This is a genomic window from Streptomyces sp. NPDC090994, from assembly GCF_044768905.1.
Taxonomy (GTDB): domain Bacteria; phylum Actinomycetota; class Actinomycetes; order Streptomycetales; family Streptomycetaceae; genus Streptomyces.
This window is the reverse complement of sequence record NZ_JBIVWS010000001.1, coordinates 123,060-134,850: the sequence shown is the minus strand read 5'-3', so window position 1 is coordinate 134,850 and position 11,791 is coordinate 123,060. Positions and strand designations below refer to the sequence as shown.

Here is an 11,791-nt window from a genome sequence, read left to right as displayed (position 1 = left end):
TCGCTCTGCGCGATGAGGCAGCTTGTGGGCGCCAGTCGGGCTGGAGGGAGGCAGGCACCGAAGCGCCGAACTGGGCGGGGCGAACGTCAACGGCCAGCCCATGTGGATCCCGGAGCCGGTGTCCGGGAGTCTTTGGCAGTCATCCCTTTGCCGACCTTCATCCGCCACCAAGTCGGCAAGTTCCCACTCAAGTTGAAGAGGCCTACTGCTAGGGTATGGGCTCAACTTCCGGCAGAGCGAGCGGATCCGCGCGTCCGTGCACCATGGGGGGATGGGTGTTCACTGCGTTTGAAACGCGCGTGCTGAACGTTCGCGAGTACTTGGCGATGGGACGGGAACGTTCCGAGCTGATACCAAGAGTGCCCGGCATCTATATATGGACACTTGACTTCACTGATATCGGAAAGACGGCACTCGAGCGCGAACCGGAAGACGTAATTTCTCTCGTTCAGACGCGAATCAGTGCGCCCCGTGGCGAGCCGCTCGAAGTTGGAATGGTTGGACGATATAGAAATGTCCTGATTCAGGATGCTCCGCCTGGGCTTACACGTGCGTCAGTTGTCCGGGTGGAAGAGATGATAAAGGCTCGAAACCTGCATCTTGAATGGGCTTTCTTGTGTGCCACTCTGTTTCAGAGGCCGCTGTACGTGGGTAAGGCCGTCAATTTGTCGGTGCGCCTAAAGGCGCATATGAAGCCGGACTCGCATCTCAGTGGCGAGCTTGAGCGTCTGGGGCTGACTGTCAATGACTGTGCGGTGCTCATGCTCCCTGTTACGTCCCCCGACAATATCGCGGACCTTGTGGCGGCTGAAGAAGAACGTGCTCGCGCCTTGCGGGCGGCCGGCGCGGCGGAACCGACGGCAAGAAATATGCTCAGCGCAGGAGAGTATGGCGGCGCAGACGAGGACGATGGCGGGGGTAACGATTTGGACGCCGAAGACGATGACACTCTCTTCTCGGACTCCGAACTTGACGCCGCGGCAGCCCCTGAGTTGAGGCAAGCAGATCAGCTGGTGCGTTTTGCTGAGTCGCTGACCATTCGTGCCGCCCACCCTTTGTTGAATATGAAGATGGACTAGCTCATGAGCCTTTCATCACTAAGCCGTCGTCGTCCAGCCTATACCGACCAGTACTCTTACGTCCGAGGCGAATACGCCATCGGTGATGAGAAAGTCCCCTATTTCTCTATCTCGATGACCATCAGGGAAGCAGATCAGTACCTGCGCCTGGCCCGGGAGCTAGCGTTTAGTGACGACGAGCCCGTAAACCTCGAGGAACTGTTTCAGCGAACGGTAGACGAGGACCGTGCTGCCGGCCCGATCGCTACTTACTTGAGGCAATCCGGCTCGCTCAAATTTTTCAACGCCTTCACCGTCGTTCTCTTGCCGGTCGATCCAGATAAGGCTGACACGGTCGCTGAAAGCTACGTTGAAGACTCGGCCGCCCCGGCTGAAACTCCAGATGGTGATCTGGAACGTACGCCGATCGGTCCCGTCCAAATCGACAGCTTGCCCGGAACGGATATCGGGTTCATCCGGTGGAGTACTAAGCGTGCTCGTGCCGTGATTCTCGATGGCCAACACCGCTTCCTAGCCTTGAAAAAGATCCTCGACTCACCGCAGACCAATCTGCTCAAGCCGGATACCACGAAGATTCCTGTACTACTCTTGGTTCTTGACGAGAGAGCTGGATTCGTTCCTGCTCGAGATCAGGACAGGCTACTCCATGCCTGCAGGAGCATTTTTGTCGCCCTAAATAAGCACGCCGTGGCGGTCTCAAAGACGCGCACATATCTGCTTGATGATCAGGACATCGTGTCCGTAAGTATGCGTCGTCTTTTGACGTCGGAAGTCGGAGACGGTCGCAACGGTCAAGATTCGATTGATCGAATCCCGCTGGCGCTCGTCGATTGGCATTCGGATCAGGCAAAATTCGATCGGGGCCTGCATCTTACAAGTGTCCTCGGATTGCATGAGACCATCCGGCAGATATATCCGAATCGTTGCGACGAGACGGACTATGAGGGCCTACGTGAATATATCACCAAGGTAAGTGCGCTCATCGGCCCGGTAGGTGATTCACGCTGGTCGGAGCTCGCCCTGCGCAATAGGCTGAGTAAGTATGAAGACGACGCATTGCCGTTCATATTTTCTGCCGAAGAAGTCTCTGCAGTTGCGGATGCCTTCGCGAGTGGTGTCGGACAGGCGATCGTGCGCCCCCTCCTACAGTTGGAGCCCTACAAAAAGCTGAGGGAGGACTATCAGGCGGAAGGGCTAATCGGCGGCCCTCTGGAGCTCTGGCTTGGCTTCGATAAGTACGGAAAGCAGGCTTTTCAGACTCGCACCGGGAATGATCCGAGTGATCTTGCCCGCGGCATCGCCGAGAATGTGAAATCTGGCGATAACGCATTTGCCGTGATCTTTCAGCGCGGCATCCTTCTCTCGGCGGTCAGGTTTGATATCGCCCGGTCTGAATTTGCGGGCGAGTGGGAATGTTCATCGGATAGGTTCGCAGTCCTTGAACGCTGGATCGAACGAATGAACGCGCGGGTTGCTCCCTATCTCGCCAACCCTGACTTCTGGCTTGGAACCGGAATTAAGGGCGACCGAAATGTCAACTACACTAAGGTTGGTGCCAACGGCGTCAAGGGCTTGGTTTCTCTTTCGGTCATGTGCCCGATTGTCGAGCTGAGAGAGAATGCGGCGGTGCTCGCCGATGGGGGTATCCCTTCAGAGGCCCTGACAACCTCTGAACAGCTGGCCTGGAAGATGATCTCAGATCCAGATAGTCCTTACTTGCGAGACGATCGAGTGATGGTGGACGCCGCAGAATCAAGTCTTCAGTTTGCGGCGTATCGCTGGCTTGCACAACAATTCGAAACAATCGGTCGTGGTCGGGCGCCGGGCGTTGTGGCTGGCGTTACCCGACAGGCATGTATCGAATATCGAAATGCTGCGAAAGCGTATGTCCAGAGCGAACTTCGCGCATCGGGCGTGCCAGCGGACGATGACGTCGTACTGCAAGGGGTTCTAGTCCTCGGCGCCCGCCGCCTGGCCCAGATCGCGCAGGTATCTGTCTGAGCTTGACTCTGTCGGTGATCTTGATGGGCTCGGGCTGACGAGCGTGTTCAGTGGGCAGCCTCGTGACGGTGGTGCAGGTCAACCCAGTGGTGAGGTGCGCAACCCGAACGCAACGACGGCGATGTGGGTGCGGGACCGCTTGGACGGACTGTGGCACGACGACGACTTTGCCGACTAGTACCCGCGCGACGGGCGCCCGGGCCTCTCACCCGCCCAACTGGCCACGGTGAGCGTGTTGCAGTTCCTCCTGAGCCTGTCCGACCGCGCTGCCGCGGAGGCCGTGCGGTGCCGCATTGACTTCAGGTACTAGCTCTGCCTCGAGCTGGACGATCCCGGCTTCCACAGGACGGTTGGACCGCCCAGGTCACCACCACCAAGCTCAAGACGGCCGTCAAGACCGACGCCGTCTCCGAGATCACCTCAGCGGCGGAAAGATCGCCCCGGGGCAGTACGAGGACTTCAACGTCGCCTTCGGCCAGCTGCCCGACGACACGGGCCAGCTGACCTTCAAGACCCTGCAGACGTACTCAGACGGCAAGATCGTCCGCTGGATCGAGGCCCAGGGCGGCCAGGAGCTGGAGAACCCGGCACCCGTGCTCAGGCTCACCGCCAAGGGCGCGAGGAGGGCGGGGGCTCTTCGACTGCCTCGGCGGCGAGTACGAAGGGCTTCGACAGCGCCGGGTCGACCGCCTCGGCCAGCGAATCGACCGACCGTGGCCCCGACATCGCCAGGCTGGTCGCGGCGTTGGGCCTGGCAGCCGCCGGCATTGCCGTTGTGCGCAGCCGTTCCGCCGGATCCCGGGCGGAGTAGCGCACCTGCCCTGCCGCCGGTGGCTGCCGGCAGGGCGCCGTTCCATTTCTCCTTCCCCCGAATCAAGGCCACGGAGCCATGGCGCAAGGGCTCAGTTGCCCTGCACATCACAATGAACCTGTCCGCCGCCGTGGGTGAGCATGCGGTCCGTTACGGTTGGTCGTCTCACGACCTGCGACACTGGTACGCCACGACCTCGCCAGCAATGGCCTGCCGCTGGCGGTCAAGGCGATGGATATGGCGCTCACCAGCACCGTGCTGACTTGGTGCTGACTAAAGCACGTTTTCGCAGGTCAGATGGAGTGTCCATATGTGCGGACGGTATGCGGCGAGTCGTGGACCCGAGGATCTCGCAGGAGTCTTTGAGATCGAGAAGTGGGAGCCGGAGGAGACCAATCTGGAGCCCGATTACAACGTGGCCCCTACAAAAGAGGTCTACGCCGTCCTCGACCGCCCCCTCAAAGACGCCGCCGACCCCCGGCCGGTTCGCCAGCTGCGGAAGCTGCGGTGGGGGCTGGTCCCCTCTTGGTCCAAGACGCCCGAGGGCGCGGCCCGGATGATCAACGCCCGCGCGGAGACCGTGCACGAGAAGCCGTCCTTCCGCCGCGCCTTCGCCACCCGCCGCTGCGTCCTGCCCGCCGACGGCTACTACGAGTGGGTCACCGGCAAGCAGGAACGGGACCTGGAGGTCGAGGGCAAGAAGAAGCGGCCCCGCAAGCAGCCCTACTTCGTGACCCCGGCCGACGGATCGGTCTTCGCGATGGCCGGGCTCTACGAGTTCTGGCGGGACCGCACACTGCCGGACGACCACCCGTCGGCCTGGTGGGTGACCTGCTCGGTGATCACCACGGAGGCCGAGACGGCCCCGCTGGCCGTCGCGCCCGCCGAGGGCCCGCACGCGCTCGCCGAGATCCACCCCCGGATGCCGCTGATGCTGACCCCGGACCGCTGGGACGCCTGGCTCGACCCGGCCCGCACCGACCCCGACGACCTGCGCGCGCTGCTCGCCCCGCCGCCCGAGGGCCTGATGCGCGCCTACCCGGTCACCACCGCCGTCAGCAACGTCCGCAACAACGGACCGGAGCTGCTGAAGGAACTGGAGGGACCGGAGGAGGGCACACTCTTCTGATGTGACTCCTGATGTGACTCCTGATGTGACGGTTACGGAAGAGACCACCGAGACGGAAGCGGGAACCGCCCGCATCACCTGGCACCCCGCGCGCGACGCCCGGCTGGTCCTCGCCCTGGGCCACGGCGCCGGCGGCGGCATCGAGGCCCGCGACCTGGCGGCCCTCGCCGCCGCCCTCCCCGCGCACGGCGTCACCGTCGCCCTCGTCGAGCAGCCCTGGCGGGTGGCCGGCAAGAAGCTGGCGCCCGCGCCGAAGACCCTGGACACCGGCTGGCGGGGCCTGTGGCCCGCGCTGACCCGCCCCGGCCCGCCGGTGGTCGCCGGGGGCCGCAGCGCCGGCGCCCGCGTCGCCTGCCGCACCGCCGCCGAACTGGGCGCCCGCGCGGTCCTCGCGCTCGGCTTCCCGCTGCACCCGCCGGGCAAGCCGGAGAAGTCCCGCGCCGGCGAACTGCTCGGCGCCGGGGTGCCCGTCCTCGTCGTCCAGGGCGGCAACGACCCGTTCGGCAGGCCGGCGGAGTTCCCGGACGGCCCGTACGCACTGACCGAGGTTCCCTACGGCGATCACGGCTTCGCGGTCCCCAAACGGGCCCCGCTCACCCAGGACGAGGCACTCGCGGTGATCACGGACGCGGCCGTGAAGTGGACCGGCTCACTGGAGTGAACTCCAGGGAATGACCGGCGGCCGGCGGCTGTTGTGAGGGTCGTACGTGCTGGTGCCCCAGCACCGCAGCCGTAGGAGAGGAAGTCCGCCGCATGGGTTCGACCTTCTGCCCCGCCCGTGGCAGCCGCCCCGACCTGGAGTGGTCCGTGCTGCACGCGGCGAAGACCGCCCCCGTCCGGGCGGCGGGCGGACCGGGAAGTCGTCTATCCTCCGATTCGAGCGGGACCGGATTCGGTTCCGTGACGGCATTGGAGGAGGTGGGTCCGGTCACCGGTACCGACGCAGGGACCGACAACGGCCAGGCGGAGCAGCCCGAGGGCCGGGGTGGTGCGAGCACGGAGACGACCGCCGAGCGCAGCGCGCGCTTCGAGCGGGACGCGCTCGAGTTCCTCGACCAGATGTACTCGGCCGCGCTGCGCATGACGCGCAACCCGGCCGACGCGGAGGACCTGGTGCAGGAGACGTACGCCAAGGCGTACGCGTCCTTCCACCAGTTCCGCGAGGGCACCAATCTCAAGGCATGGCTCTACCGGATCCTCACCAACACCTTCATCAACTCGTACCGCAAGAAGCAGCGCGAACCTCAGCGCAGCGCGGCCGAGGAGATCGAGGACTGGCAGCTCGCCCGCGCCGAGTCGCACATGTCGACCGGTCTGCGCTCCGCCGAGTCGCAGGCGCTCGACCACCTGCCCGACTCGGACGTGAAGTCGGCGCTCCAGGCGATCCCCGAGGAATTCCGCATCGCCGTGTATCTGGCGGATGTCGAGGGCTTTGCCTACAAGGAGATCGCGGACATCATGGGGACACCCATCGGGACCGTGATGTCACGGCTGCACCGGGGGCGCCGTCAGCTGCGCGGCATGCTGGAGGACTACGCCCGTGACCGCGGACTGGTCCCGGCCGGCGCCGGAGAGTCGAACGAAGCGAAAGGCTCGGGGTCATGAGCTGCGGAGAGCCGCACGAGACGGATTGCAGCGAAATCCTCGATCATCTCTACGAGTTCCTCGACAAGGAGATGCCGGACACGGAGTGCACCAAGTTCGAGACGCACTTCGAGGAATGCTCGCCGTGCCTGGAGAAGTACGGCCTGGAGCAGGCCGTGAAGAAGCTGGTCAAGCGGTGCTGCGGGCAGGACGACGTCCCCGGCGACCTGCGCTCCAAGGTCATGGGCCGGATCGAGCTGATCCGGTCCGGGGAGTCCGTCCCCGAGCACGACGTGGCGGTCGCACGGCCCCAGGAGCAGGAAACCTGACCGACGCAGGCGTCACTCGATCGAGTTAAGCGGCGGGACATGGCGAGGTCGCTCGCCGTGTCCCGCCGCGGTCTTACCTCCCGCGCGGCTGGGTAACCCATGGGTAATGAGCGCCTCTCCAGCCGTACGTGGTTTGATGCGCAGGAGAGGGTGTCCGGGGGGCGGAAAAGGCACAGCCAGCCCACAGAACGGAACTGGCAGGCGGGAATCGTGAGGATCTTCGGCAAGGGACGGCACCGGCCCTCCGCCTCCTGGCGGCAGGCCACCGACCGCGCGTTCACCCTGATCGGTGACGGCAGGTACGAGGACGCGGGGGCGCTGCTGACGCGGGCCGCCGACCTGGAGCCGTGGCTGTCGGAGTCGTGGTTCAACCTCGCCCTGCTGCACAAGTTCCGGCACGACTGGGAGCAGGCCCGGACGGCCGGCCTCAGGGCCGTCGCCCTCCTGGACCGGGACGCCGGGGCTCCCGACTGGTGGAACGTCGGCATCGCCGCGACCGCCCTGCAGGACTGGCCGCTGGCCCGCCGGGCCTGGCAGGCGTACGGCCTGCGGCTCCCCGGCGACGCGACCGACGCCGGCGAACCGCTCGGCATGGAGCTGGGCAGCGCCGCCGTACGGCTCTCTCCCGAGGGCGAGGCCGAGGTGGTGTGGGGACGGCGGCTGGACCCCGCCCGCATCGAGGTGCTGTCGATCCCGCTGCCGTCGTCCGGGCGGCGCTGGGGCGAGGTCGTGCTGCACGACGGCGTCCCGCACGGCGAGCGGACCACCGCCGCCGGGCACGCCTACCCCGTCTTCGACGAGATCGAGCTGTGGGCGCCGTCGCCCGTGCCGACCTGGGTGGTGCTTTTGGAGGCGGCCACCGAGGCCGACCGGGACGCGCTGGAGCAGCTCGCCGCCGACGCCGGCTTCGCGGCCGAGGACTGGTCGTCGTCGGTGCGGCTGCTGTGCCGGATGTGCTCGGAGTCCCGGATGCCGTCCGACGAGGGCGACGGGGAGCACCTCGACCCGCACGACCACAGCGAGCCGGGGCATCCGGGGCCGCTGGGGCACCGGACGGACGGGCAGCTGTGGGTTCCCGAGCGGGAGTGCGGAGTGGCGGCGCCGGCTTCATTGGTGCGGGGGCTGTTGGACGGGTGGGTTGCCGACAGTCCGGAGTCCCGGGACTGGCGGGATCTTGAGGAAGTCTGTTAGCCGCGGGTGCGTCGTGGCTTGTCGAGCCCGCGCGGCGGAGCCGCACACGGACACAGTCCCGCGCCCCTGTCGGGGCGCGCCGCCCTTTACCCTGTATCGAGCATCGAACCCGGGTTTCACTGAGGAAGGCGTACGTCCGTCATGGCGCAGCAGGACACCGATCAGCAGCACGTGGGCGTGCTCCCCGTGGATGACGAGGGGTACGTCGTCGACACGGAGGACTGCGAGGAGCGTGAGGCCGCCTGGCGGGAGCGCGGGACCTCGCGGCCGATCACGGTGGTCGGGAACCCGGTGCTGCACAAGGAGTGCCGGGACGTCACCGACTTCGGCGAGGAGTTCCAGCAGCTGGTCGCGGACATGTTCGCCAGCCAGCGCACCGCCGAGGGCGTCGGCCTCGCCGCCAACCAGATCGGTGTCGACCTCAAGGTCTTCGTCTACGACTGCCCCGACGACGAGGGCGTCCGGCACGTCGGCGTCGTCTGCAACCCGAAGCTCGTCGAGCTGCCCGCCGAGCGGCGCCGCCTGGACGACAGCAACGAGGGCTGCCTGTCGGTGCCGACCGCCTACGCGCCGCTCGCCCGCCCCGACTACGCCGAGGTGACCGGGCAGGACGAGAAGGGCAACCCGGTCAAGGTGCGCGGCACCGGCTACTTCGCACGGTGTTTGCAGCACGAGACCGACCACCTGTACGGGTACCTGTACATCGACCGGCTGTCCAAGCGGGAGCGCAAGGACGCGCTGCGGCAGATGGCCGAGAACGAGCCGCGCTACCCCGTGGTCGCGAACGACTGAAACGGACCACCATCCGTCCCAGTACGCTCATCCGAGCCTTCCGATCCTTCTGATCCCTCCGGTCCTCGCGAACCTTTCGGATCTGTCGGACCTTTCGAACGGCGTCTGTTCGGGAACATCCCCCGGAACAGGCGCCGTTCGCGCGCGTGTTCCCTGAAGCCGCCACACACCAGGAGAATTCCGGCGCCGCGGGTGGCGAATGAGGCAAATCCGTTCCCAACCCGGTCAGTTTTAGGGCTGAATGGTAGTGCGGTGATACGCAAGGGCGCGCGCTCGGCATGCGGGAGACGCGCGCCTCCGGCGGCTGAGAGGGGCCAGTTCGTGCTTGCTTTCCCAACCGGCACCACATCGACACCGACCGAGGTGGCGGTCCCACCCTCACTCTCCCTTCCCCTGGTCGAAGCGGCATTTCCCCGGCGCCTCCACGAGTATTGGCCAAAGCTTCAGGAGAACACCCGCGGGTGGCTCCTGGAAAAGCGGCTGATGCCCGCGGACAAGGTCGCGGAATATGCCGATGGCCTGTGCTACACCGACCTCATGGCCGGGTACTACCTGGGCGCGCCCGACGAGGTGCTCCAGGCGATAGCGGACTACAGCGCCTGGTTCTTCGTCTGGGACGACCGGCACGACCGCGACATCGTCCACGGGCGCGCGGCCGCCTGGCGGCGGCTGCGGGACCGGCTGCACACGGCACTCGACTCCCCCTGGGACCACCTGCACCACGAGGACGCCCTGCTGGCCGGGTTCGCGGACAGCGTGGCGCGGCTGTACTCGTTCCTGCCGGGGACGTGGAACGCCCGGTTCGCCCGGCACTTCCACGCGGTGATCGACGCCTACGACCGCGAGTTCCACAACCGGACGCACGGCGTGGTGCCACGCGTCGACGCGTACCTGGAGCTGCGCCGGCTCACCTTCGCACACTGGATCTGGACGGACCTGCTGGAGCCGAGCGCGGGCCTCGAACTCCCGGACGCCGTGCGAAAACACCCGGCATACCGGCGGGCGGCGCTGCTGAGCCAGGAATTCGCCGCCTGGTACAACGACCTTTGCTCATTGCCGAAGGAATTGGCCGGAGCCGAGGTGCACAATCTCGGAATCAGTCTCATCGCTCATGAAGGGCTGACCCTCGAAGAGGCGATGGAGGAACTGAGGCGGCGCGTGCGGGAATGCGTCGTGGAATTCATCGCGGTCGAGCGGGACGCGCTGCGGTTCGCCGACGGGCTCGACGACGGGACCGTACGCGGAAAAGAACTCAGCAATGCCGTGCACACCTGTGTGGGCAATATGCGGAACTGGTTCAGTTCCGTCTACTGGTTCCACCACGAGTCCGGCCGGTACGCCGTCGACAGCTGGGACGACCGGTCCACACCCCCGTACGTCACCAACGGAGACGTCGGAGACGTCCTCGACACAGCGGCAGGTGAGAAATGACCGTCGAGTCGGTGAACTCCCGCACCACCGGGGCGGCGACCGAGCCGCCGCTGGCCGGCGGCGGCCTGCCGCTGCTCGGCCACGGCCTCAAGCTCGTCCGGGACCCGCTGGCCTTCATGGACCAGCTCCGCGACCACGGCGACGTGGTCCGCATCCGTCTCGGCCCCAAGACGGTGTACGCCGTCACCGCCCCGCACCTGACCGGCGCCCTGGCGCTCAGCCCCGACTACGTCATCGCGGGCCCGCTCTGGGAATCCCTGGAGAGCCTGCTCGGCAAGGAGGGGGTGGCCACCGCCAACGGCCCGACGCACCGGCGCCAGCGGCGCACCATCCAGCCGGCGTTCCGGCTCGACGCGATCCCCGCCTACGGGCCGGTCATGGCCGAGGAGGCGTACGCGCTGGTGCGCCGCTGGAGTTCCGGCCAGGTCCTCGACATCACCTCGGAGTCCTTCCGGGTGGCCGTCCGGATTTCCGCCCGCTGCCTGATGCGCGGCACTTACATGGATGACCGTGCCGAACGGATATGCACCGACCTCGCGACCCTGTTCAGCGGCATGTACCAGCGTATGGTCGTCCCCCTCGGGCCGCTTTACCGGATACCCGTGCCGAGCAACCGCGAATTCAACCGGGCGTTGGCCGATCTGCATCTCCTGGTGGACGAGATCGTCGCCGACCGCCGGGCCAGTAGTCAGAAACCGGACGATTTGCTGACGGCTTTGCTGGACGCGACGGACGAGAATGGCGAGCCCATCGGGGAACAGGAGATCCACGACCAGGTCATCGCGATCCTCACCCCCGGCAGCGAAACCGTCGGCTCCGTGCTGATGTCCCTGCTGCTGGTGCTCACCGAGCACCCGGACCTGGGCGACAGGATCCGCGACGAGGTGCGGGACGTCGTGGGTGACCGGCCGGTCGCGTTCGAGGACGTCCGGCAGCTGACGCACACCGCCAACGTGGTCCTGGAGACCATGCGGCTGTATCCCGCCGTGTGGATCCTGACCCGCCGGACGGTGGCCGAGACCGAGCTGGGCGGGTACCGCATCCCGGCCGGGGCGGACGTCATCTACAGCCCCTACGCGGTCCAGCGCGACCGGCGCTCCTTCGAGCGGCACGCGGAGTTCGACCCCGACCGGTGGCTCGACGGGCGGGGCGGGGAGGTGCCCAAGTACGCGATGGCCCCGTTCAGCGTGGGCAACCGCAAGTGCCCCAGCGACCACTTCTCCATGGCCGAACTGACGCTGGTCACCGCCGTGATCGCCGCCGCCTTCCGGTTCGAGCACGCGCCGGGGTCGGACACCCGGCCGCGGATCGGCATCACGCTGCGGCCACGCCGGCTGCGGCTGCGGGCGCTGCCCCGCTGACGCTGACGGACGCGGCGCGCGCGTTCAGGCGGCCCGAGGGTCCCTGACCGCGCGCGCCGGCGGGCGTGCGGGGCGGCGTCCCG

General features: G+C 66.6%; 11 protein-coding genes and 1 pseudogene. All 12 read left to right on the top strand.

Going from position 1 to position 11,791, the window contains the following annotated elements; genetic code table 11:
* Window positions 1-275: 275 nt before the first annotated feature.
* The 12 genes and pseudogenes from ACIQR3_RS00660 to ACIQR3_RS00605 all read left to right on the top strand — a co-directional run bounded on the left by ACIQR3_RS00660 (window position 276) and on the right by ACIQR3_RS00605 (window position 11,708).
* A complete protein-coding gene (locus tag ACIQR3_RS00660) occupies window positions 276-1,079 on the top strand; it encodes a hypothetical protein (RefSeq protein WP_403532435.1) in 804 nt (267 codons plus the stop codon).
* 3 nt (window positions 1,080-1,082) lie between these two features.
* The gene (locus ACIQR3_RS00655; RefSeq protein WP_403532433.1) at window positions 1,083-3,080 is read left to right on the top strand and encodes a DNA sulfur modification protein DndB; all 1,998 of its coding nucleotides are present in this window, start codon (window positions 1,083-1,085) and stop codon (window positions 3,078-3,080) included.
* 202 nt (window positions 3,081-3,282) lie between these two features.
* A pseudogene (locus tag ACIQR3_RS00650) lies at window positions 3,283-3,390 on the top strand (transposase); the annotation flags it as partial.
* Window positions 3,374-4,153, top strand: coding sequence for a DUF1775 domain-containing protein (locus ACIQR3_RS00645; RefSeq protein ID WP_403532431.1), 780 nt, complete (start codon window positions 3,374-3,376; stop codon window positions 4,151-4,153). The pseudogene ACIQR3_RS00650 and the gene ACIQR3_RS00645, both read left to right, overlap by 17 nt.
* A gap of 48 nt (window positions 4,154-4,201) precedes the next feature.
* On the top strand, window positions 4,202-5,020 hold the full coding sequence (locus tag ACIQR3_RS00640) for an SOS response-associated peptidase (RefSeq protein WP_403532429.1): 819 nt from the start codon (window positions 4,202-4,204) through the stop codon (window positions 5,018-5,020).
* A 25-nt stretch (window positions 5,021-5,045) separates the two neighbouring features.
* Window positions 5,046-5,681, top strand: coding sequence for an alpha/beta family hydrolase (locus ACIQR3_RS00635; RefSeq protein WP_403532427.1), 636 nt, complete (start codon window positions 5,046-5,048; stop codon window positions 5,679-5,681).
* Between the two features lie 257 nt (window positions 5,682-5,938).
* Window positions 5,939-6,625 (top strand): RNA polymerase sigma factor SigR, encoded by a 687-nt coding sequence (sigR, locus tag ACIQR3_RS00630; RefSeq protein ID WP_215168234.1) that lies wholly within the window; start codon window positions 5,939-5,941, stop codon window positions 6,623-6,625.
* Window positions 6,622-6,933, top strand: coding sequence for a mycothiol system anti-sigma-R factor (gene rsrA / locus ACIQR3_RS00625; RefSeq protein ID WP_215168218.1), 312 nt, complete (start codon window positions 6,622-6,624; stop codon window positions 6,931-6,933). The genes sigR and rsrA overlap by 4 nt, the downstream gene beginning before the upstream one ends.
* A 210-nt stretch (window positions 6,934-7,143) precedes the next feature.
* Complete coding sequence (locus ACIQR3_RS00620) at window positions 7,144-8,124, top strand: tetratricopeptide repeat protein (RefSeq protein WP_403532425.1); 981 nt, start codon at window positions 7,144-7,146, stop codon at window positions 8,122-8,124.
* A gap of 141 nt (window positions 8,125-8,265) precedes the next feature.
* Window positions 8,266-8,916, top strand: coding sequence for a peptide deformylase (gene def / locus ACIQR3_RS00615; RefSeq protein WP_403532423.1), 651 nt, complete (start codon window positions 8,266-8,268; stop codon window positions 8,914-8,916).
* A 321-nt stretch (window positions 8,917-9,237) separates the two neighbouring features.
* A complete protein-coding gene (gene cyc1 / locus ACIQR3_RS00610; RefSeq protein WP_403532421.1) occupies window positions 9,238-10,347 on the top strand; it encodes an epi-isozizaene synthase in 1,110 nt (369 codons plus the stop codon).
* A complete protein-coding gene (locus ACIQR3_RS00605; RefSeq protein ID WP_403532419.1) occupies window positions 10,344-11,708 on the top strand; it encodes a cytochrome P450 in 1,365 nt (454 codons plus the stop codon). Before cyc1 ends, ACIQR3_RS00605 begins: the two co-directional genes overlap by 4 nt.
* The last annotated feature ends 83 nt before the right edge of the window (window positions 11,709-11,791 follow it).

Excerpts from the sequence above, each read along its gene's own strand:
- ACIQR3_RS00655 (WP_403532433.1), top strand. The coding sequence starts at position 1,083 with ATGAGCCTTTCATCACTAAGCCGTCGTCGTCCAGCCTATACCGACCAG.
- ACIQR3_RS00640 (WP_403532429.1), top strand. The coding sequence starts at position 4,202 with ATGTGCGGACGGTATGCGGCGAGTCGTGGACCCGAGGATCTCGCAGGA.
- rsrA (WP_215168218.1), top strand. The coding sequence starts at position 6,622 with ATGAGCTGCGGAGAGCCGCACGAGACGGATTGCAGCGAAATCCTCGAT.
- def (WP_403532423.1), top strand. The coding sequence starts at position 8,266 with ATGGCGCAGCAGGACACCGATCAGCAGCACGTGGGCGTGCTCCCCGTG.
- ACIQR3_RS00605 (WP_403532419.1), top strand. The coding sequence starts at position 10,344 with ATGACCGTCGAGTCGGTGAACTCCCGCACCACCGGGGCGGCGACCGAG.